The organism is Rothia sp. SCPM-O-B-18226 (M350) (genome assembly GCF_058213595.1).
Map to the genome: position 1 here is coordinate 352,369 of NZ_JBYQJS010000001.1, position 20,702 is coordinate 373,070.

Sequence of the window (20,702 nt, forward strand, 5' to 3'; positions counted from 1 at the left end):
TCTGTCGGGATGACAGGATTTGAACCTGCGACCTCGTCGTCCCGAACGACGCGCGCTACCAAGCTGCGCCACATCCCGAGGTTAACCTATCGGCGAATACCGTAGGCAACTCACCCAGGATAACCCAAAAAAATACGGAACGCAAACAGAGCAACCAAAAAATCGCTCGACCCGTGCTAGAGGCTGAAGAAAGCCTCGGAACCGGGCTATTCGCCTTCCTCCGGCGCCCGATTCAGCTCATCCCAGGAGGCGTACATCGCCGCGAAGCGACCACCGGCGGCAATCAGCTGTTGCGGGGAGCCATCCTCCACCACGGAGCCATCCCGAATCACCAGCACGCGGTCGGCGCTGAGCACCGTTGAGAGGCGATGGGCAATCACCAGGGCTGTGCGCCCCCTCAACAGTGTGTGCAGGGCCTTCTGCACGGCGCGTTCGCTCGGAATATCCAGTGAGGCGGTCGCCTCATCAAGAATCAGCAGGCGCGGATCGGCAAGGAAAACGCGGGCAAAGGACACCAGCTGACGCTGGCCCGCGGACAGGGAGATACCGCCGCGGCCCAAAAGCGAGTCGTAGCCGTCGCGCAGTCGCTCAATGAACGCATCGGCGCCAACCGCCTTCGCGGCCGCCTTCACCTGCTCATCGCTCGCCTGCGGGTTACCCATGCGGATATTCTCCAGAATCGACGCGGAGAACAGGAACACCTCCTGGGTCAGCATGAGCACCTCGCGGCGTAGCTGCGCATCGGTAAGGTCGCGCACATCCACGCCGTCGATGCGCACAGCACCCGAGGACACGTCGTAGAATCGCGCCACGAGCTTGGCAATCGTCGACTTGCCGGCACCTGTCGGACCCACCAGGGCCACCGTCGTACCCGGTTCGATGCGCAGGCTCGTCTTCTGCAGGGCGTGGCGTTCACTCGTGTAGCCGAAGACCGCATTATCCAACTCCACCAGGGCGCCACGTGCCGAGTCCTCATGCGAAGAAACCGCAGGACCGGTCTTCTCGAGAACGGGAGAAACGGGATTCTCGGGATCGGCCACCTCGGGCTTCTCCGCGAGGAAGGTAGACAGCTTCTCCAGCGCCGACATCGCGGACTGGAACATGTTGTAGAACTCCGAAAGCTGCATGACCGGCTCAAACACGCGCCGCGCGTAAATCACCAGCGCCAGCAGGGTACCGACCTGCATATCGCCGCCGAGCACCGCGTAACCGCCCAGCACCAGGGCCGCCGCGATAAACACATCACCCAGAAGAATCAGCACGGGGGAGTAGATGCCGAAGACCTTAACCGAGTCCATGACCCGCACACGGTAGCTTTCGGCCGTCTGCGCATACTCTGAACGGAGCTTCGCCTCCGAGCCAAAAGCCTTGACCGCGCGGATGCCAGCAAAAGTCTCGACAAAACGGCTCGTCAGGCGCGCCGAATCGGTGCGCATACGGCGGTACACCGGGGTAGCCCGGCGCTGGAACCAGCGCGTCAGATAGTAAATCGGCACACCCATGAACATCATCAGCAGGCCGATTCGCCAGTCCAGCGCAAAAATAGCCGCCGCAGAAATAACCATCGACAGCAGGGTGATGGCCAGCTGGCTGATGCCGCTGTCCAGGAAGGAACGCACCGTATCGATATCGTTGGTCAGGCGCGAAATGACCTTACCCGAGGTATATTTCTCGTGGAAAGAAACGCTCAGCGACTGGGCGTGCGCAAAGACCCGCTTGCGCAGGTACACCACCACGCCCAGCGAAACCCGCACCGTGCAGGCCACGTTAAGCCAGCTGCAGAGAGCGCCCACCGCAACCGTCACCGCGAAGAGCACCACGAGAACCGTCAGCGGCCCCGAATCCCCCTGACGCAGGGGCGCGATGGCGCTGTCCAGCACGCGGGCAATCAGCAACGGTTGAACTGCCGAGGCAATCGTGACCACAAAAACCGACAGAATTGACACGATGAGCGCCACGCGATGCGGACGCAGGGAGTGGCTCAGCAGGGCGAGGGAGCGCCTCCTCGTCTCGGTTCGTTCCTCGGGGCTGGCTTCCCGCTCGGAAGGTACCGGGAAATGGGCTGGCATTAGCCCTCCTCCATGGTCATCAGCTGGCGGTACTGCTCCGAAGATTCCATCAGCTCGGCATGGGTACCCTCCGCCGCGATCGTGCCGTCAACCATCAGCAGCACGCGGTCCGCCAGGGCCACCGTCGAGGGGCGGTGTGCCGTCAGCAGGGTCGTAGCGCCGCCCAGCCCCTCCAAGCCCTCGCGCAGACCGTTGATGATGCGCTCCTCGGTATCAACATCCAGCGCAGAGAACGGATCATCCAGCAGCAGCACGGAGGGACGCTTCGCCAGGGCACGCGCCAGGGACAGGCGCTGACGCTGGCCACCCGAAAGGCTCAGACCCTCCTCACCGATAATCGTGTCCAGCCCCTGCGGCAGCTCGTAGGCGAACTCGCAGGCAGCCAGCTTCAGCGCGGTGTTCAGAGTTGCCTCCAGCTCGTCGCTGCCGGGGTAATCCTCGTCGGAGGTGCCGCCCTCGTACTGGTCGGCCACGCCCATCAGCACGTTCTCGCGCACCGAACCGGAGAAGAGGACTGCCTCCTCAAAAACGAACGCGGTCTGCGCTCGCACCTGCTCCACCGAAAGATCCGCCATGTCGTGCGAACCGAGGCGGAGCGAGCCGGAGGTTGGCTCGTAGAAGCGAGGCACCAGCGAGAGCACCGTGGACTTGCCGCTACCGGTGGCGCCCACCAGAGCCAGAATCTCGCCCGGGAACGCCTTGAACGTCACGTCGTGCAGCACGTCAGCCTGCGGAAGCTGCGCACCCGGCGAAGGGTCAGCCACCGGATTGGCCGCGGGGGCGGACTCCTCGTAGCTGAAGGAAACCTGGTTAAAGGCCACCGATACGGCGCCACCGCTGGGGTACTGCATGCTTTCCTTTCCGGAGCGGGCGGCTCCAGAGGCGTCAGAAGAATGAGAAGAAAGAGTTGAACGCTGCGCGGAATCTTGAGCGTTCGCGGGGTTCGGGGAGTACTCGTCGGCCTTCGCCGGGTCTATCAGCCGCACAACCTCAAAGCCGGGCTCATCCATGACCTCGTTATGACGTTCAAGAGCCACCTTATAGCTCAGGTACGCGGACATGAGCGAGGTCGAACGAATCACGTGGCTCAGCACGGTCGTCTGCACCGCAAAATAGGCGGTCATCGCGCCCAGGCTCAGCGCGCCGTTGGCGACCTGCGAAGCGCCAAGAGCCAGCGCGACCGCAGTGGAGACACCCACAATCAGGGTCTGGTTCAGCGCCACGCGGGCCACGAGCATCGACCTGCCGTACTCGCGCTCCTGCAGAACATCCACGGCCTGGGAGTAGTCGCGAATCTGCTCGGGGGAGCGCCCCAGCGCCTTAATCACGCGGATGCCGCGCACCGACTCTTCGATGCGGGTTGAAAGGTCACCGGTCAGCTGCTGAATCTCGTGGGAGACCCGGTAGTACTTGCGCGTGAAGTTCACTAGCGACAACACCAGCACCGGCACCGTCACCACGAAGACCAGCGCCAGCAGGGGCGATGACTGCAACATGTAGAAGGCGCCGCCTAAGAACATGACGATCACCGTCAGCAGCTGTACGATGCCGAAGGAAAGCCAACGGCGTATCGTGCCCAAATCGCTCATCGAGCGCGTCAGCAGCTGGCCGGAAGGCCAACGGTCCAGCAGCGCAATTGGCGCGCTGAGCAGGCGATCGAAGAAGTTCATGCGCATGGACATCTCGATGGTGGAGGTCGGATCCACCAGCAGCCAGCGTCGCCAGTATGCGAAGGACGCGTGCGCAATGGCGAGGACCAGCACCAGGCCGCCGGCCGCCCAGATGGCACTCTCGGTGGCGCTGCGCGAGAGGTGATCCACAATCATTTGGAGCACCTGCGGAATCGAAATTTCCAGCACACCGGCCCCGAAGGCCACCAGCAGACCCATGCTCCAGCGCAGGCGAATCGGGCGCGCGTAGGCGGCCAGGGTGCGGGGAGCCCGGTTGCCCTCGGCGTAGTCGATAGGCGCAGGAATCGGTTCGGGCGCCGTCTCGAGGAACGGGTTGCGGCGCTGCTTGACTGTGTGTGTTGTTGAAGCCTCGGACATTAGCGGCGACCACCCGCCGTGCCGGCGGGCTCACCGGCGTCGCGGGCCGTCAGGGTCACTAGGATTGCCTCCGGCGGGCAGAACAGACGCACCGGCGCAAAGCGAGAGGTGCCCAGGCCGGCGGAGACCTGCACCGGGATGCCGGACTGCTCGCTCACACCCTTGGCGCGCGAGGCCGGCAAATCGCAATTGCTGACAAGCGCCCGGCCTCCGGGCAGGCAGACCTGGCCACCATGCGTGTGGCCGGCGAAGATGGCCTGCGCGCCGTCCTGCACGAAGCGATGCAGGGTGCGCATGTAGGGGGCGTGGGCCACGCCGATGCGCACGCTGGGCTCATCGCCCTCATCGAAGGCACCGGGGGCAAAACCGGGGTGCTTATCGTAGCGCAGGTGCGGATCGTCCACTCCCGAGAACTCCAGGCGCAGACCGTTCAGCGTCAGCGTGTCGTAGCGGTTGACCAGGCCAGTCCAGCCGCGCGATTCGAAGGCCTCGTGCATCTGCTCGATGGGCAGGGCCACGCGCGAACCCTCCTCAATCGTCTGAGGGGTGCGCGGCTGCCACAGGTAGCGTGCCGGGTTCTTGAAAATGGGTGCGAAGTAGCAGTTCGAGCCGGGCACAAACACGCCGGGGAAATCCATGAGCGGGTCGAGCGCCTCCAGAAGCGGCTCCATGCCACCCACGTGAGAGAGGTTGTCGCCCGTGTTCATGACCAAATCAGGCTCCAGGGCGGCCAGCGAGTGCATGAAGTCAATCTTCTTCTGCTGGCCCGGAATCATGTGCATATCCGAAATATGCAGAATCCTAAAGTCGCGGCTCCCGGCGGGCAACACCGGCAGGGACTCGGTGCGGAGCTGAAAATTATTCAGCTCAATAAAGTGCCCATACGCCGCCGTGGCGGCCCCCAAGGCTGCAGTGGCGGCTACCGCCCCCGCTACCTTCTTCAGGAGCGGGGAGGAGCCGCGTGCGCCGGGGACCGCCACGGGGACGCGGGCGTTGACTGCGTTTTCACACATCATCAATCGCCTTTCAAACCTCAGCCTTAGCTGGGGTTGGAGTTATAAGACAGAACCTTATCGCTGGGGGTCGTGAAGTCCTTCGTGTCGTACTTCGGGGCGATGGCCTTCATAAAGGTCTGCCACTGGGCACCAGCGTAGGTTGCACCATCCACGTAGTTCAGCACGCGACCGTTAATGCCCACACCGTTCAGAGAGCGGAAACCGAGGTTGTTCGAACCAACCCACGATGCGGTGGCCAGGCCGCGGGTGTAACCCACCTGCCAGGTCTGCGAGGAGTTATCGTTCGTACCGGTCTTTGCAGCCGAACCGTTCGGCAGGCCGATGCCGCGCTGCGAGGCGGAACCGCCGGCCTGGATAACGCCCTTCAGAACCCAGCTGACACCGTTCGCGATATCCGGGTCCAGAACCTGCTCGCACTGGTTCTGGTATTCCTTCATGGTGTCGCCGTTGTTCTTCAGAATCTTATCGACGGGGCGCGGGGTGCAGTACTTACCTTCGGATGCGAAGATCGCGTACATCGATGCGCTGGTCAGCGGGGAGATACCGTACTTGGTACCACCAATGTTGGTACCCAAATCGGGGATGCTGTGCAGCGGCTCGCCGGTACCGTCCAGCGCGTGCATCTTGATGGACAGGTCGTGCACATCGCACAAATCCAGCTGGGAGAGCATGCCGTACAGGTACGAGTTCAGCGACTGGCGGATACCGTACGCCGCAGTGTTGTAGCCTAGGCCACCGTTGAACGCGTTCTTGTAGGACCAGCCGTTGGCCTGGCCGGTGTAGTAGTACTTACCACCGTCGTAGCAACGGGCGTTCCAGCCGAAGCTGGTGGGCCAGAACAGCTGGGTACCGTTCACGGTACCGTTGGCACCGCGGCCGGAAATCAGCCACTGAGCCAGAATAATCGGCTTGAAGGTCGAACCGGGCTGGAAGCCGCTGGTACCGCCGTAGGCCGCGTCAACGTTGTAGTTGTACTCGGTCTTGGAGTGATCGTTCGCATCGGCGGGGGTGCCGAGCTCGGTGTTCTGAGCCATGGCAATCACGCGACCGGTGCCGGGCTCGACACTGGTCAGCGCGGAGTTCACGTCGTTCCAGTTGGTGGCGGCCGGCTGGGTGGAGTCCACAGCCTGCTTGGCCACGGTCTGAGCCTCGGGGTTCAGGGTGGTCACAATCTTCAGACCGCCGCGCTTAATCGCGGTGTTGCGCAGCTCGGCGGTAGCGCCCAAGCTTTCGTCCTGCAGCAGGTAGTTCACCACGTAGCGGCAGAAGAAGGCCTTATCGCCGCTCAGGGAGCAACCCTGCGACTTGGGGTGGACGTCGAGCTTAATATCGCTGGCGATAGCGTCGCTGTATTCCTTATCGGAAATCTTGCCGTCGCGCAGCATGGTGCCAAGCACCACGTCGCGGCGCTCGCGGGCCAGCTCGGGGTTCACGGTTGGGTCGTACACGTTCGGTGCCTGCACCAGACCGGCCAGAAGCGCGGACTGCGCCACGTTCAGGTCCTTAGCGGAGATGCCCCAGTAGTACTGCGCGGCAGCTTCGACACCGTAGTTGGAACCACCCAGGTTCACGATGTTCAGGTAGCCCTCAAGGATTTCATCCTTGGACTTGTTCTGCTCCATCGAAATCGCAAGCTTCATCTCGCGAATCTTTGCGGCGTACGTCTTGTTACCGTTGAGGGTCGCGGTAGCGTCCTCACCGCGGGACACCGCGGCGTCCACGATCAGGTTGTTGACGTACTGCTGGGTCAGGGTAGAAGCACCCTGGCGGCGGCCGCTATTGGAGTTAACGATGTTGTTGAGGAACGCACGGCCAATACCGATCGCGGAGACCGCACCGTGCTTGTAGAAGTCGCGGTCCTCAACCGAAACGATGGCGTCCTTCATGTGCTGAGAAATCTGGTCCAGCTTGACCGGGTCGCGGTTCTCGTCGAAGAAGGTCGCGATTTCGGTGGTACCGTCTGCAGCGTAAATCGTCGAGGGACGCGAGAAGGGACCTTCCGCAATATCTTCGGGGAGGTCCTGGAACCATGACATCGATGCGTTCGCGACCATGCCGGCACTCACTGCCGGAGGCACGACAATGATTGCCGCGAGGAAACCGGCAATCACGCTGAACGCGAGGAACTGCAAAAAATCTCCCGGGCGGCGACGCGCACGGGTTTTCTTAGATGAAGCCATTCATTCAGTTTAACCCATGAAGCTGTGAGAGGAAGCCCTCTCTGGAGAGAACCTCGGTTGAGGCGCTCACTCGGGTTTTCCGACCGCTAAATAGCCGCCGGAGACGCGGAAAGGGAGGTGCAGCACGTGAAAAACACAATGTGACAATCCCTTTTACAAGTAGGGCCCCGAAAGCTAGGCTAGAGGGTATGAAGAAATGGGAATACGCAACTGTACCGCTGATGATCCACACGACCAAGGCAATCCTCGATAACTGGGGCGAGGACGGCTGGGAGCTCGTCACCGTGCTCCCCGGTGCCTCCGCACCCGCCGGCGCAGCCCCCGCATCGAACATGGTCGCGCCCACTCAGGGTAACCCTATCGCCTACTTTAAGCGCGAGAAGGCCGACTAAACGTCGCCCCTCCGGCGGCTCCCCCAGCTATCTTCGCTCCGCGCCGAAAACGTGGCTGCAATTGGGAATAGCTGAGGCGGGCCGCCGGTTAGCCGTTTAACCCTTCGTAAAGCGAAGGGTACACCGCGGACCCGTGGAAAGAACTGTATAACGGCATGCAACGCACACATCTCATCACCGTCCGGGTGTGAACACCCGCAATCCTTCTGGAGTAATCATGACTGAATCTCGCATCGAAGCCCGCATCCGCGAACTCGGCTACGAGCTGCCCGTCGCACCCGCCCCCGTCGCCGCCTACGTTCCCGCGGTGACCTCCGGCTCCTACGTGTACACCTCCGGCCAGCTGCCCTTCGTCGACGGCGTTCTGCCCGCCACCGGTAAGGTCTCCGGCTCCGGTGAAGAGGGCTTCGTGAACCCCGAGGATGCGAAGAAGTACGCGGGCATCAGCGTGCTGAACGCCCTGGCCGCCGTTAAGTCCGTGATTGGTGACCTGGACCGCGTTCAGCGCGTCGTAAAGGTTGTGGGCTTCGTGGCCTCCGAGGTGAACTTCACCGCTCAGCCGGCCGTAATCAACGGTGCCTCCGAGCTACTCGGCGAGATTTTCGGCGAGGCTGGCCAGCACGCCCGTTCCGCCGTGGGCGTGCCCGTGCTGCCCCTGGATTCGCCCGTCGAGGTCGAGATTATTGTTGAATATGTCTAATCAGCTGTACACCGGCGCACTGCCGCTGTCGGCTATCCGCGCGGCCCAGGCGCAGCGCGCCTCTCAGGAAGGTCGCCAGGTTGAGACTCCCGGCGGCGCCCACGACGTGAAGACGCTGCCCCTGCCCGTGCAGGAGCGCCGATTCGGCACTGCGGAGGTACCCGCCGAGCCCGAACATCCCCGCATGTTCACGGGCCGCAACTCCTCGCCCGCACCCCGCACCGAGGCCATTCAGCGCCTCTACGTGATCCCGGAGTTCATGCGGGCCGCCGCGGAAAGCTGGCGAGAAGAGGGTAACGAGGGAACCCCCGGTTGCACGATGCGCCAGGCGGCCTCCGTCATCTTCGTGCGCGACGGCGACAACGGTTTGGAGACCATCTTGACCTACCGCCCGGGCACTTCGCCGCTGGGCGTGGTGGCCTTCCCCGGCGGTACCGCGCTCCCCGGTGACGACGAATCCGCCTCCTGGGTGGGCCCCGGCGCCGAATACTGGCAGAAGCAATTTCACTATTCCGACGTGACGAAAGCGCGCCGCAGCGTCATGGCCGCCGTGCGCGAATCCTTCGAGGAGACGGGTATTCTGCTGGCCGGCGAGGATGAACAGGACGTCGTGGAACGCTCCAGCACCCCTGAGCTGATGACCTGGCGCGAGGCAGTGGCCGATCAGGACAAGAGCTTCGCGCACTTCCTGTCTTCGAGCGGGCTCAGTATTCGCGCTGACCTGCTGCGCCCCGTGGCGCGCTGGCAGTCCCCGGACTTCTTCCTCAAGCGCTACGACATCGCCTACTTCACCACCGCCCTGCCGGTGGGGCAGGACCCGAAGCTGTTGCTCGGCAAGGGTGTGTGGGGTGATTGGCTGAACGTGCGTGAGCTTCTGGAAGCGCGCGACACGAGCGAGCTGGGCGACCGCATCGGCCAGCCCAATACTGTGGGTCGCCGCCTGGAAGAGCTCGTGACCCCCGGCGTCATGTGCATGCTGGAATCCCTCGCGAGGGCCCAAACCTCGGTGGCGTGGCTGTCGAAGCGCCGCCGCATCGAGGTGCGCAAGGCCGTGCTCGTGAGCCATAACGGCGCTTGCATGCTCTCCTTCACCGAGGTGGAGCCTCCCGCTCCGACCGGGCCGGTCTTCACCGGAGGCCTGGGCGCGGTGCCCCAGACCGGAAGCGAGCTGGACGGACGCGTCGCATAGCCTCGGGCCTGCGCACGCTGGGCATGCACACTCTCAGACCGACCGTTACCGAGGCCCAGGTCGCCTCGGCCGCACCGCTCGACGCATAAATTAACGGCAGGAGCCGCCTCCCCATGCAAAGGAGGCGGCTCCTGCCGTATGTAAAGCGTAACGTTGCGGCACTCATCCTGCCTGGCAGAGCCGGGACGCAAGACCGCAAGGTCGAAGAATGATAGCGGTTATGCCGCTACCGCCTAGCGGGAACGCTGGCGCAGGCGGGGCAGGTCGAGGATGACCACGGCGCGTGCTTCCAGACGAATCCAGCCGCGGGAAACGAACTCGGCCAGAGCCTTGTTCACGGTCTCGCGGGATGCGCCAACCAGCTGTGCCAGCTCTTCCTGGGTCAGCTCGTGTGCAACGAGCACACCGTCGGTTGCGGGGCGGCCGAAGCGGTCGGCCAAATCCAGCAGAGCCTTGGCCAGGCGGCCGGGAACATCGGAGAAGACCAGATCAGCCAGGGCCTCGTTAGCGTGGCGCAGGCGACGAGCCAGGGTCTTGATAACCTGGTCGGAAATCGAGGGGTCGAGCTGCTGGGCACGTTTGAAGGACTCGTGCTTAATAGCTGCCAGGCGGGTCTCGGAAACAGCCACCGCGTTGGTCGAACGGGGCGAAGGATCGAAGAGAGCCATCTCGCCGAACACATCGCCGGGGCCCATGATGGCGACCATGTTCTCGCGGCCATCGGCGGCGGTGCGACCCAGCTTCACCTTGCCGGAGAGTACGGCAAAGAGCTGATCGTCCTGGTCACCCTCGTAGAAGAGGACAGCGTTACGGGAGAGGTCAATCTCCTGAATGTCATCGGTCAGCAGGGCAAATGCTGCGTCGTCAAGATTCGCAAAAAGAGGGGTGCGACGGAGGATCTCGAGATCCATGAAGTTCTCCTAGATATGAGGTGAAGAGCCGAAGCCCGTGATGTTCAGTGAGTGAGCCTGAACCTATGTAAAGTATCTCACGACTGCAGTGTGAGACGGCTCAAGCGGGTGTGACATATTCAACTGATAAGAGCGTACCCTAAAATTTTGGTTTAAGCACTCAGAACTCCGGAGCTTTACAACAAAAGTTTTTCATTCCCGGCAAATTCTAAGGTTTAGCACAGCTTATGGGTCTACTATCGGTCCATTGGGTGTGCCCACCGACGGGCCGCATATCGTGGGTGCATCCCTGATCATTTCTACCCACCCCCAAGGAGGCCCCGTCAAAATGGCTGACATTAACCCCCTTGATATCGTCATCCCTATTCTTCTACTGCTCTACTTCCTCGCCGGAATCCGTAGCGGCTTCTTCACGACCCTCGGCACCTTCCTCGGCCTCGGCCTGGGCGTTTGCGCCGCCGCGTGGCTCGTGCCCCTGGCCGTCGCCTCCGTCGGGACCCAGTGGAGCCTTATCACCGCGGTTGGCGTACTCATCCTCTGCCTGACCATCGGGCAGTGGCTGGGCATCGTCGCCGGTCGCACCATCCGGAAGGTCACCGACGTTACCCCGCTGAAGGGCATCGAACGATTCTTCGGCGGCGTGCTCAACCTCGCCGCATGCGCCCTCGTGCTGGTCGTGCTGACCATCTCGATGCGCACCGTGCCCATCCCGCAACTGAACACTGCGCTCAGCCAGTCCAAGACCCTGACCTGGATGGTCACCAGCACCCCCGACGCCCTTAAAGACCAGATTGACTCGGTCCGTAACAACGTGCTCGCCTCCACCTCCATTCCCGAGGTCAGCGAGCTCATCGCCCCCGAAGCATCCGCCCCGACCCAGAGCGTTGAGTCCGATGCGCTTGACGCCGCCAGCGCCTCCGTCGTGGAGATCCTGGGAGCCGCAGAGCAGTGCGGCTACACCTCCACCGGATCCGGCTTCGTGGCCGACACGGGCCTGGTCGTCACCAACGCCCACGTGGTTGCCGGCGTGAGCTCCCCGGTCGTGCAGGACTCCCGCGGACGCACCTGGCCTGGCACCGTGGTCTACATGGATAGCGAACAGGACCTCGCGTTCATCAGCGTGCCGAAGCTTCCCCTGAAGCCGCTTACCATCGGTAAGAACGCCTCCGCGGGTAGCCTCGTGACCTTCATGGGCTACCCCAAGGGCGGCCCGTTCAAGGCGCTGCCCGCCACCGTGCAGGGCATCGGTAACACCCAGACCATCGACGCCGACACCGGCCGAGCCAACGCCATGCGCCAGGTCTATCAGCTGGCAGCCGACGTTCAGCACGGCAACTCCGGTGGCCCCGTCCTCGACGAGAACGGCAACGTGGTTGGCGTGATTTTCGGTAAGGCAACCACCGGCCAGACCGGCTACGCCATCACCGCGACCACCCTCAAGCAGGCCCTGGCCGAGGGCGGTAACAACACCGCCGCGGTCTCCACTGGATCCTGCCGTAAGTAGCTAGTATCGAGCCGTGGAACAGCGGCACAACAGATTAGGCTCCCGCCCTCACACGAGGAACGGGAGCCTGAACTATTTCACGAACGGGGGAGGGCAAGTTACTCAGCGAGATGCTGCGCTGCTATTCCGCCAGATGCTGCGCCAGGAAATCTACCGCCATGACGTAACCGTAAGCGCCGGCACCGGCAATCACCGCGGTGGCCTGCGGGGATACGAAGGAACGGTGACGGAACTCCTCGCGGCGGTGAACGTTCGACAGGTGTACCTCAACCACCGGAAGCTCCACCGCCTCCAGGGCGTCGTGAAGCGCCACGGAGGTATGCGTGTACGCCGCCGGATTGATAATGATGGCGGCCCCGCGCGTGCGGGCACGCTGAATCTCGTCCACCAGAACACCCTCGTGGTTGGACTGCATGAATTCAACGTCGAAACCGTGGGCGGCGGCATGCTCACGCACTGAACGCTCAATATCGTGCAGGGTCGTGTAGCCGTACACCTCGGGGCGGCGCTGCCCGAGCAGGTTCAAGTTCGGGCCGTTAAGCACAAAAATCGTATCTGACATAGAACCAGTGTGGCACAGCAGGCACCCGCACAGTACGAGCCAACGCGAACTGCCCAGAAAATGACGCGGTATAGAAGACGGAGGCCAACTACGGTGAACCTCGCTACCGTCCGCCCCCCAAAGCCCGGTACCCTCACGCTATGACCGAGAACGCCACCCACCCCGCAACGGCCGCACAGAACACCCCGGCCCAAGACACTGCGGCAGACAACACCGAATCACTCCTGCAGATTCGCGTCGTCCCAGAGTTCAAAGCCGCCGCGGCCGCACGCCGGCTCAAGGCTCGCGCACCCGAAAGCCACCTTTCCACGGTGCGCCGCGCCCGCAAAATCAACCGTATCCTGGGCGAAACCTACCCCTACGCGGTCGCCGAACTCGACTTCGACACCCCCTTCGAGCTACTCATCGCCACCGTGCTCTCGGCGCAGACCACCGACGTGCGCGTCAACTCCGTGACCGGTGCGCTCTTCACCCGCTACCCCGACGCCGCGGCGCTCGCCTCCGCACGCTACGAGGAGGTCGAGCCCTACATCCAGTCCCTCGGCTTCTACCGCGCCAAGGCACGCTCCATCGTGAACCTCTCGCGCCAGCTCGTCGAGGAGCACGGCGGGCAGGTGCCCTCCACCCTCGAGGAGCTCGTCAAGCTCGCCGGAGTCGGCCGCAAAACCGCAAATGTGGTGCTCGGCAACGCCTTCGGCGTGCCCGGACTGACCATCGACACGCACTTTGGCCGCCTGGCCCGCCGCATGGGATTCACCACCGCCGAGGCCCCCGAAGCGGTCGAAAAAGACGTTGCAGAGCTCATCGAACGCAAGGACTGGACCATCTTCTCGCACCGCATGGTCTACCACGGCCGCCGCATCTGCCACGCCAAGAAGCCCGCCTGCGGCGTATGCCCGGTTGCAGATCTCTGCCCCTCTTACGGCATCGGCGAGACCAACGAGCAGAAGGCCCGCAAGCTCATGAAATACGAAATGGCCCCCGGCCGCGAGGACCTGCACCTTCGCTTTCTGCAGGGCGCAACCCGCCGCCAGCTACAGGCCGAGGGGTACCCGCTCAGCGCCTAGCCGGCCCCTGCCGTACACTGGTGAAACCGCCGTAGACGGCCCGCACGGATAGCGCGAGCCATGGACGAGCACAACCCCACGCCTGCATACGATGCGGAGAGCAACCAACTATGACCGTGACCAGCGGAACCGAGCACCCTGCCCGTGACCTTCTCGAGGCCCTCGCCAGCGGCGGGGTCGAATTTGACGTGGACGCCCTGCTACGCAGCGCCCCCGCCAGCCCCCTGAGCAAGGAGGCCGCCGTGCTGATTCTCTTCGGCGTGCTCGATGACTCGCCCTCCACCGGCGAATTCGAAGGATGCCCCGAGAACGTGGGTGCCTACCTGGACGTGCTTCTGCTCGTGCGTGCCGCAACACTGCGCGCGCACGCCGGTCAGCCCGCCTTCCCCGGCGGGAAAATCGACCCCGAAGACTACGCGCTCGCCGAGTCCACGGGCGAACCGGTCGCACACATCGCCGCACTGCGCGAGGCCGTGGAGGAGACCGGCCTGGACCCCGCCGGCGTGCAGGTCCTCGGCCAGCTACGCACCCTGCCGCTTCCCATCAGCGACTTCATGGTCACCCCCGTCATCGGCTGGTGGAACAGCCCCGTGCCCGTCAGCGTGGTCGACCGCAACGAATCGGCCCTCATCGCGCGGGTTCCAGTGCACGATCTGCTGAACCCCGCCAACCGGCACACCGCCTACGTCAAACGCGGCCGCACCTCGCACCGCACCCCCGCCTTCGACGTGCGCATGCCCGGCGGTGAGGAGTTCACGGTGTGGGGATTCACCGCGATTCTGCTGGACCGCATCTTCGACTCGCTCGGCTGGACCGTGCCTTGGAACCGCAACGATCTACGTCCGGCACCCGGGTACGAGCCCTAGAACCCGCCGGTCGTATGGCGTGCCGGTCAGCCGGTGGAGCCAGCCGGTGGAAACGAACGCGGCCCCACCCCGCGGCGGCCCGCACAGCCCGCCGCGGGTTATTTACCTTCGGAGTAATCGTGTACGTGGTGCACCGAGACGGGAAAATCCACCGGGACCCTGCCGAAAAGCAGACGCGCCGCCTCCGCCGCACACTCGCGCACGATGCGAGCCACGCGCTCGGCCTCCAGCTCCGGACCGCACAGCAGCAGCTCATCGTGCAGAAAATAGACGATGCGGGTGCGCATGGGCATGCCGAAAATCGTCTCCGTCAGCAGACGGGCGCGCACCGAACCCATCCAGCACAGCGCCCACTCCGCGGCGGTTCCCTGAACAATAAAGTTGCGGGTCATGCGGCCGTGAGCACGCGCGGTCGACACCGCACGCGATTCGGCCGCCGGCGAGGAACGATCCGCCACAATCTCGCGAAAACGATCGCTCACCGGCGGTGAAGTGCGCCCCAGAAAAGTCGTCACCTGACCGCCCGCCTCACCGATGCGCGCCGCCCGCTCCGTGAACTCCATGGCCTGCGGGAAGAGGGCCGCAACGTGCGGAAGAAGCGCCCCAATCTCGCCGCTGCGTCCGCCGTACATGATGGCGAGCATGCCCACCTTGGCGTGGGCGCGCTCCGTCAACCCCACGCCCTTGAGACGCGCCAACTCGGCGATGCCGGCGTACAGGTCAGCGCCTCGTCCGGCCGATGCGAGCGCCTCATCCCGGCTGAGGGCCGCCAGGATGCGCGGCTCAATCTGCGAGCCGTCCGTCACCGTCAGAATCTGCCCCTCGGGGGCCTGAATTGCCTGCCGAATCTCGGCGGGAAGCTGCAGGGCACCGCCGCCCGAAGCGCCCCAGCGCCCGGTCGCGGCCCCGCCCACCTCGAGGTGCGGGCGGAAAGCGCCCTCAGAAACCCATGTGTCGGACCACGTCCAGCCGTTGGCGGTCCAGATGCGGTACAGCTTCTTGTAGCGCAGAATCGGTTCAATGAGGGCCTGCCGCTTCTGCCGCTGCGAGGGCACGGCCTTCGCCCAGCTCTTGAGCTCCCAGGACCGGGTCGACGTCACCGAGGCACCCGCCGACTGCAGGGCGTGTAGAAGCTCCTGCGGTGAGTCGGGGTTAAGCGTGGGCATGAACAGCATGCGCTGGATCTCTTCGACCAGCTCCTGCATCTTTTGTGGGCGTTGGCCGGGCTCGGGCCGGGGGCCCAGTAGTTCCTGCAGGTGTTCGTGGTGAGCCCTCACGTTAAAGGGGATGCCGTAGTACCCGATTTCGGCAGCGACGAGGGCGCCCGCCGATTCGGCCGCCGCCAGCAATCGCAGACGTTCGGGATGCTTCGAGGAGCTGATGGCCCGCGCCTGGGCCAGCCATTCGCCCATGAGGGCGCGCACGACGGGGTGTTCCGGCAAAAGACGGACGGGCCCGGCCGAAAGCTGTGCCTCGAAAGGCTCGTGAGGCGCCGGCTCAAGAAGATCGTGGGTCCCCGAGGCCTGCGCGGGATTCTTTGCGGAAGCACCGGCTGAACCGGCGTTCTTCTGAGCGGCACCGCTCAGGAAATCCGCGCCGAATAGTTCCTCCTGCCCCTGAATTTGGCGGGCCACCGGCAGGTATCCCTGGGGCTCTAGGGCCTCGGCGAGTTCCGAGAGGTCCAGCTCGGTTTCGTAGCTGACAAAGCGGCTGGGATGCGTGGCTGCGGTCCGCAGAATACGCTGCACGAGCCGCAGATCGTAGCACTGGTGCACGCGCACCCCGCGCCGCAATAGCAGGGGTGCGATGTGGCGGGTATCGGCCCAGATCCAGCGCGGGGGTCGGCGGTCCGGGGACTGCTCGGCCCTCCGCTCAACCTCGCGCACGTAGGCCGCCAGGTTTGCGGCGCTGACCCGGTCTGCGCGCAGAATCTGCGGAATGAAGGAAGGGTCGGCCAGCTGCTCGGCGGTGGGGTCTTCGTAGTGGAAAGCTCCCCAGGACGTCACCGGGCTCTCCGCCCGGCCGCGCACGGGCACGCCCGCCGCAATGCGGGCGGTGACGGGCTGATTCGCGGTGCCGGTGCGGGCCGTGATGTCCGCACCGGTGGCGGGGCTGAGGAGGATGTACATAGTTCCATTATCGGTGACGACCGGGCACGGGCCGTGACGGGGTGTCGAACCTGTGGATAGCAGGAGCGGCTGAGCGGCTGAAGGGGTTGTGCGAGGCTGGGGGCGCTGTGCGAGGCCGGGATGCCGTGTGAGACAGGGGTGCCGTGCGAAACGGGGGGCGGGTCTTGAAGCGGGTGAGTTTTGGAGTAAGCGAGTTTTGGGGCGGACGACTCTGGGGTCGTGCGGTTTTCGCGTTTCGTCATAAAGCCGTCGGAACGGGGGCTGAGCGGCTGAGAAGAGGCAAAAATGCCCTGTGGATAACGGATTTTGCGGGGTTTAAGCCGGAATTATCCACAGAACGATTGTTCTATATTTGGGGGTTTTCCTCTCGTGGTGTGATGAAGCCATGAAGACCACCGACCAGCTACAGAACCCGCAGCGCACCCTACTCGCTGACCCGCCGCGCGTGAGGGCGCAGATTCCTCCGCGGGAGTCGGAACAGGGCCTTGCCCCCACACCGCCCGCTGTGGCGCCTCCCGGGGTGCCTATGCCTAGCGAGGTGTCTACCGGGGCGAGCGTTCCCGCACTGATGGTGCCCGAAGACTACCGGGCCCGCGCCGTGGCCGTGCAGGCGAGGGAGCGCATCCTGCGTTCCCCGGAATGGAGCTCCCTCGCGCTCGACGGAGCCGCGGCCTTTAATGGGCCCTCATCAGCACAGCCCTTCTTCGAGTCGCCGTTACGTCCTCTCCTCGAGGGGGTCGTTGAGGAGGTTATCGCCGAGATAGACGGAGCCCCGCCGCCCGGTGCGCTCCCGGGGCCGTCCCGGGTAGCCCCGGGGATTCTGCACCGTTTTATGCCCCGGGTCCTCTCGGGTACCCTATCCCTGCGGAGAAAGCCGGGGAAGCTGCCGGGCGTTTTTACTGCACATCCCGCAGGTCCGCGCGCTGCCGGACGGGGGACCGCCCCGTGGAGCTACCCCAGCGTCGAACACGTACCCGTCGACCGAGAACTCGCCCTGCGCTACCTGGGGTCTGAGCTCTACGGGTTTGGCGCGCTCGATTTGCTCCTCGAAGCGGGGGAAAAACTCGGCGCCGCCATCACCGATATCTACGTGAACTCACCCTGCGATATTTGGGCGGGCATCGGTGGTGAGGTTCGCCCCGTCGCCCTAAGCCTCGGCAACGAGCAGCGAGTGCGTGCCCTGGCCGAGCGCCTTATTCGCCGCCGCGGTGGGCAACTGGATACCGCGCACCCGGCTACCGACGTCAGCGATGAGGTGGGTCGACGCATCCACGCCATCATTCCGCCCCTGAGCGAGCGCACCCGCCTGTCCATCCGATTGCCGGCAAGGGAACGCCCTGGCCTAAACCGCCTCGTCAGCGTCGGATTGTGCGATGCCGCAACCGCCGACTACCTGCGTCGTATGGTGGCCGAGCGCCGTGGATTCGTCATTAGCGGCGGTACGGGAACCGGTAAGACGACGCTCCTCAACGCCCTGCTGGGGCTGTGTGAACCGGCCGAGCGCATCGTCATTCTGGAGGACACCCCGGAGCTCGCCCCCGAACACGAGCAGGTTGTGGCCCTCAGAACCCGAGCCGCGAATTCAGAGGGTGCGGGCGCTATCGGCCTGGGTGAACTCATCGTGCAAGCCCTGCGCATGGGCCCGGACCGCCTGGTGGTGGGGGAGTGCCGCGGGGCGGAGGTGGTGCACCTGCTGACCGCCATGAACACCGGTCACCGCGGTGCCGGGACCACGCTGCACGCCAATAGCGCCGAGGCGGTGCCTCGCCGACTGATTGCCCTGGGCGCGCTCGCGGGCCTGGATTATAGAACGGTTGCTCTGCATACGGTGACGGCTTTTGAGCGCATTATTCACCTCGAGCAGCAGGGCGGCCGCCGCCGCATTGAGGGCGTGTATAGCCTGCACGTTGAGGGGCCCGAAGAGCGGTTGCGGGTGCGGAGGATTCCCATTAATCCGGAGCCCGGTCGAGGGGTAGCCCCGTCCGAGTCAGCCGGAGGCGCCCAGGAAAGGGGGAGAACATGAGAGCCGAACGAACCGCCTCGCTGAACCTGCGGGAGCGCTGGAAGAATCGCCGCCCCGGCGTAGCGGATGCCGAAGAGATGCGCGTGTGGCCGCTCGTGTTGCGTTCCCTGGCCCTCAACCTGCGGTCGGGGATGAGTCTGCACGAGGCGGTGCAATCCCTCTCGTACCCCGAAGAGCACCCACGGATCGGCAAAGATATTCGCCGGTTTATCCGGGCTCTGGAGACCGCCGCGGCCTGGGGACTATCGCCGCATCTGGCTTGCGAACAGGTTCTTGACGAGGACGAACGCAGCCTGAGACCTCACAGCCGAGAACGCCTGCGCGACCTGTCCCTCAGCCTGCGCATGAGCGAAAACGCCGGAGCGCCCCTGGCCACCAGCCTGGAGCGGGCCGCCGAGCACGCCGAGGAACGTATCGATGCGCTCCTGGGACGGCAGAGCGCGCTGGCGGCGCCTCGAGCTACCGGTCGAATCCTCTCGTGGCTACCGCTCATCGGGCTGGGGCTGGGAATGTTGATGGGCAGCGATCCGCTGGGTGTGCTCACCGGATCGGTGGCTGGTGCCCTCGCGGGCTTGCTCGGACTCGCGCTGGCCCTGATAGGGCGAGGATGGACGGCCCGGCTGATGCGCCGGGCCGAGGAGGAGAGCGAGGGCAGGAGCTCCCCGGCCGCTCAGCCCGTCCGACTCGGTGGGCACCTCGCGAGGGAACCGACCGGTCGTGAGGCTCGACGCTTCGGCTCTTTGGGGCACGCGTCTTTGGGGCACACGGAAGCCTGCGCTCCACCCGGAGTGGACACAGCTCTCATGTTGGAGCTGCTCGCCGCGCAGCTGAGGGCCGGGCTCTCGCCACTTGCGGCCCTGACGGCTCTCGCCGAGGCCCTGAACAGCGGGCAACTGCGAGCGGTATGCCGCCGACTGCAGATGGGAGCCACCTGGGAGGCGGCCTGGGCCGGGACCACCCCGGGAAGCTGGGGGCCGTTGAGGGATGCACTCGCCCCGGCCTACACCGCCGGTAGCCCGAGCGCGCCCCTGCTCAGAGCCCTCGCCGATGCGCAACGCCTGAGCGAGCGTCGCGCCGCAGAGCGGGCCGCCGGAAAACTTTCGGTTGCCCTGGTCGTGCCCCTCGGGCTCTGCTCCCTACCGGCATTCATCTGCCTGGGCATCGTGCCCATCCTCATTTCGCTCCTGCCGACCCTCACCGGGTAGGCCCCGCGAGAACGATCCCACATTCTCGCGCCGAGTTGAACGAACCGCTCGGTGCGCAATCCCAAATACCTTGAGAAAGGAAGACCAATGACGAACATTCTGACCCCCACCTACCCCGAACGACGTGGAGAGAACGAAGCCGACCGCTACGAGGCGGAGGCTGCCCAGACTATCCTCGGGCCCGTGCCGCTCTCGGTTGCCATCGCCACGACCCTCAAACAATTGCGCGAGGAATGTGCGGACCTCTTCGACGGGGATGAATTGCCCGATACGAAGGCCCCCAAGATTACTCTGCCCGGCGCCTCGAGCGAGGCCCCGATGGGGCTCCCGCAGGAGCTGGCTCGGCGCGAAGAACGCGTTCTGAATATTGCCCGTGCCCTGGCCGAGGGATGCACCCTAGACTCCTGTGGCCCCACCTGCTGCGCGCTGGGTTGCGCACTTGACGAAGGCGAAGAACGTAGCTCGCGCGCTGCGGGAGATGGGACTGAGCCCGCTGAACCGACCGGGTGTTACGGGACTTCATGCGGGGACGAACCGCTCGAGCTCTCCACCACTCTCGGTGCTGCGGAGCGTGAAACGCACGAAGCCGAACGTTACGCCCCCGCCGGTGACGTGGAGGAGGGCGCATCCACCGCGGAGTACGGAATCGTCATGCTTGCGGCGGTTGGTTTCGCGGGGCTGCTGGTGGTCATCCTCAAATCGGACGAGGTGCGTTCAATGCTCCTGGACATCGTGCGTAACGCCCTCTCGATTGCGGGAAACACGGGCCTGCTATAGGGCTATAAGATATTGGGCCAGGCCTAATTATGACCGGTAGAAACACCTGGAATATCAGTACAGA

16 protein-coding genes and 1 tRNA gene are annotated in these 20,702 nt (G+C 64.5%); 9 read left to right on the forward strand and 8 right to left on the reverse strand.

Features of this window, described 5'->3' with window-relative positions:
• Positions 1 to 4 precede the first annotated feature (4 nt).
• The 5 genes from AC3E6W_RS01535 to AC3E6W_RS01555 form a co-directional block, all read right to left on the reverse strand.
• Positions 5 to 78 (reverse strand) — tRNA-Pro (locus tag AC3E6W_RS01535).
• Positions 79 to 206: 128 nt separating this feature from the next.
• Complete coding sequence (locus AC3E6W_RS01540; protein ID WP_490652169.1) at positions 207 to 2,069, reverse strand: ABC transporter ATP-binding protein; 1,863 nt, start codon at positions 2,067 to 2,069, stop codon at positions 207 to 209.
• Positions 2,069 to 4,117 carry an ABC transporter ATP-binding protein gene (locus AC3E6W_RS01545; protein ID WP_490652170.1) on the reverse strand — a complete coding sequence of 683 codons (2,049 nt, stop codon included), beginning with the start codon at positions 4,115 to 4,117 and terminating at the stop codon, positions 2,069 to 2,071. Before AC3E6W_RS01545 ends, AC3E6W_RS01540 begins: the two co-directional genes overlap by 1 nt.
• A complete protein-coding gene (locus tag AC3E6W_RS01550; protein WP_490652397.1) occupies positions 4,117 to 5,130 on the reverse strand; it encodes a metallophosphoesterase in 1,014 nt (337 codons plus the stop codon). The genes AC3E6W_RS01545 and AC3E6W_RS01550 overlap by 1 nt, the downstream gene beginning before the upstream one ends.
• A 26-nt stretch (positions 5,131 to 5,156) precedes the next feature.
• Positions 5,157 to 7,313 (reverse strand): transglycosylase domain-containing protein, encoded by a 2,157-nt coding sequence (locus AC3E6W_RS01555; protein WP_490652171.1) that lies wholly within the window; start codon positions 7,311 to 7,313, stop codon positions 5,157 to 5,159.
• 188 nt (positions 7,314 to 7,501) lie between these two features.
• On the opposite strand from AC3E6W_RS01555, the gene AC3E6W_RS01560 reads away from it, so the two are divergent.
• The 3 genes from AC3E6W_RS01560 (at position 7,502) to AC3E6W_RS01570 (ending at position 9,594) form a co-directional block, all read left to right on the forward strand.
• On the forward strand, positions 7,502 to 7,705 hold the full coding sequence (locus tag AC3E6W_RS01560) for a hypothetical protein (protein WP_049331637.1): 204 nt from the start codon (positions 7,502 to 7,504) through the stop codon (positions 7,703 to 7,705).
• A gap of 217 nt (positions 7,706 to 7,922) precedes the next feature.
• A complete protein-coding gene (locus AC3E6W_RS01565; protein WP_049331639.1) occupies positions 7,923 to 8,405 on the forward strand; it encodes a RidA family protein in 483 nt (160 codons plus the stop codon).
• Positions 8,398 to 9,594 carry an NUDIX hydrolase gene (locus tag AC3E6W_RS01570; RefSeq protein WP_490652172.1) on the forward strand — a complete coding sequence of 399 codons (1,197 nt, stop codon included), beginning with the start codon at positions 8,398 to 8,400 and terminating at the stop codon, positions 9,592 to 9,594. Before AC3E6W_RS01565 ends, AC3E6W_RS01570 begins: the two co-directional genes overlap by 8 nt.
• A gap of 233 nt (positions 9,595 to 9,827) precedes the next feature.
• Here the strand turns inward: AC3E6W_RS01570 and AC3E6W_RS01575 are convergent, their stop codons facing one another.
• On the reverse strand, positions 9,828 to 10,505 hold the full coding sequence (locus AC3E6W_RS01575) for a Crp/Fnr family transcriptional regulator (protein WP_005504653.1): 678 nt from the start codon (positions 10,503 to 10,505) through the stop codon (positions 9,828 to 9,830).
• Positions 10,506 to 10,833: 328 nt separating this feature from the next.
• Between AC3E6W_RS01575 and AC3E6W_RS01580 the strand changes: the two genes are divergently transcribed.
• Positions 10,834 to 12,009 (forward strand): MarP family serine protease, encoded by a 1,176-nt coding sequence (locus AC3E6W_RS01580; protein ID WP_490652173.1) that lies wholly within the window; start codon positions 10,834 to 10,836, stop codon positions 12,007 to 12,009.
• 121 nt (positions 12,010 to 12,130) lie between these two features.
• On the opposite strand, the gene aroQ is transcribed toward AC3E6W_RS01580, so the two are convergent.
• A complete protein-coding gene (gene aroQ / locus AC3E6W_RS01585) occupies positions 12,131 to 12,571 on the reverse strand; it encodes a type II 3-dehydroquinate dehydratase (protein ID WP_490652174.1) in 441 nt (146 codons plus the stop codon).
• Positions 12,572 to 12,711: 140 nt separating this feature from the next.
• Between aroQ and nth the strand changes: the two genes are divergently transcribed.
• Positions 12,712 to 13,638, forward strand: a complete 927-nt coding sequence (nth, locus tag AC3E6W_RS01590) for an endonuclease III (RefSeq protein ID WP_490652175.1) — start codon at positions 12,712 to 12,714, stop codon at positions 13,636 to 13,638.
• A 110-nt stretch (positions 13,639 to 13,748) separates the two neighbouring features.
• On the forward strand, positions 13,749 to 14,504 hold the full coding sequence (locus tag AC3E6W_RS01595; RefSeq protein ID WP_490652176.1) for an NUDIX hydrolase: 756 nt from the start codon (positions 13,749 to 13,751) through the stop codon (positions 14,502 to 14,504).
• 98 nt (positions 14,505 to 14,602) lie between these two features.
• Here AC3E6W_RS01595 and AC3E6W_RS01600 read toward each other — a convergent pair whose 3' ends face one another.
• On the reverse strand, positions 14,603 to 16,633 hold the full coding sequence (locus tag AC3E6W_RS01600) for a bifunctional 3'-5' exonuclease/DNA polymerase (protein ID WP_490652177.1): 2,031 nt from the start codon (positions 16,631 to 16,633) through the stop codon (positions 14,603 to 14,605).
• 385 nt (positions 16,634 to 17,018) lie between these two features.
• Here AC3E6W_RS01600 and AC3E6W_RS01605 point away from each other — a divergent pair, with 385 nt between their 5' ends.
• From AC3E6W_RS01605 to AC3E6W_RS01615, 3 genes are all read left to right on the forward strand, one after another.
• Positions 17,019 to 18,656: a TadA family conjugal transfer-associated ATPase gene (locus AC3E6W_RS01605; RefSeq protein ID WP_490652178.1), complete on the forward strand. Its 1,638-nt coding sequence runs from the start codon at positions 17,019 to 17,021 to the stop codon at positions 18,654 to 18,656.
• Positions 18,653 to 19,861, forward strand: a complete 1,209-nt coding sequence (locus tag AC3E6W_RS01610; RefSeq protein ID WP_490652179.1) for a type II secretion system F family protein — start codon at positions 18,653 to 18,655, stop codon at positions 19,859 to 19,861. Before AC3E6W_RS01605 ends, AC3E6W_RS01610 begins: the two co-directional genes overlap by 4 nt.
• An 87-nt stretch (positions 19,862 to 19,948) precedes the next feature.
• Positions 19,949 to 20,638, forward strand: a complete 690-nt coding sequence (locus AC3E6W_RS01615) for a DUF4244 domain-containing protein (RefSeq protein ID WP_083313048.1) — start codon at positions 19,949 to 19,951, stop codon at positions 20,636 to 20,638.
• Positions 20,639 to 20,702 lie beyond the last annotated feature (64 nt).

Coding starts and splice junctions, on each gene's coding strand:
- nth (WP_490652175.1), top strand. CDS start 12,712: ATGACCGAGAACGCCACCCACCCCGCAACGGCCGCACAGAACACCCCG.
- AC3E6W_RS01545 (WP_490652170.1), bottom strand. CDS start 4,117: ATGTCCGAGGCTTCAACAACACACACAGTCAAGCAGCGCCGCAACCCG.
- AC3E6W_RS01560 (WP_049331637.1), top strand. CDS start 7,502: ATGAAGAAATGGGAATACGCAACTGTACCGCTGATGATCCACACGACC.
- AC3E6W_RS01575 (WP_005504653.1), bottom strand. CDS start 10,505: ATGGATCTCGAGATCCTCCGTCGCACCCCTCTTTTTGCGAATCTTGAC.
- AC3E6W_RS01595 (WP_490652176.1), top strand. CDS start 13,749: ATGACCGTGACCAGCGGAACCGAGCACCCTGCCCGTGACCTTCTCGAG.
- AC3E6W_RS01540 (WP_490652169.1), bottom strand. CDS start 2,069: ATGCCAGCCCATTTCCCGGTACCTTCCGAGCGGGAAGCCAGCCCCGAG.
- AC3E6W_RS01550 (WP_490652397.1), bottom strand. CDS start 5,130: ATGTGTGAAAACGCAGTCAACGCCCGCGTCCCCGTGGCGGTCCCCGGC.
- AC3E6W_RS01600 (WP_490652177.1), bottom strand. CDS start 16,633: ATGTACATCCTCCTCAGCCCCGCCACCGGTGCGGACATCACGGCCCGC.
- aroQ (WP_490652174.1), bottom strand. CDS start 12,571: ATGTCAGATACGATTTTTGTGCTTAACGGCCCGAACTTGAACCTGCTC.
- AC3E6W_RS01605 (WP_490652178.1), top strand. CDS start 17,019: ATGAAGACCACCGACCAGCTACAGAACCCGCAGCGCACCCTACTCGCT.
- AC3E6W_RS01555 (WP_490652171.1), bottom strand. CDS start 7,313: ATGGCTTCATCTAAGAAAACCCGTGCGCGTCGCCGCCCGGGAGATTTT.
- AC3E6W_RS01580 (WP_490652173.1), top strand. CDS start 10,834: ATGGCTGACATTAACCCCCTTGATATCGTCATCCCTATTCTTCTACTG.
- AC3E6W_RS01610 (WP_490652179.1), top strand. CDS start 18,653: ATGAGAGCCGAACGAACCGCCTCGCTGAACCTGCGGGAGCGCTGGAAG.
- AC3E6W_RS01570 (WP_490652172.1), top strand. CDS start 8,398: ATGTCTAATCAGCTGTACACCGGCGCACTGCCGCTGTCGGCTATCCGC.
- AC3E6W_RS01565 (WP_049331639.1), top strand. CDS start 7,923: ATGACTGAATCTCGCATCGAAGCCCGCATCCGCGAACTCGGCTACGAG.
- AC3E6W_RS01615 (WP_083313048.1), top strand. CDS start 19,949: ATGACGAACATTCTGACCCCCACCTACCCCGAACGACGTGGAGAGAAC.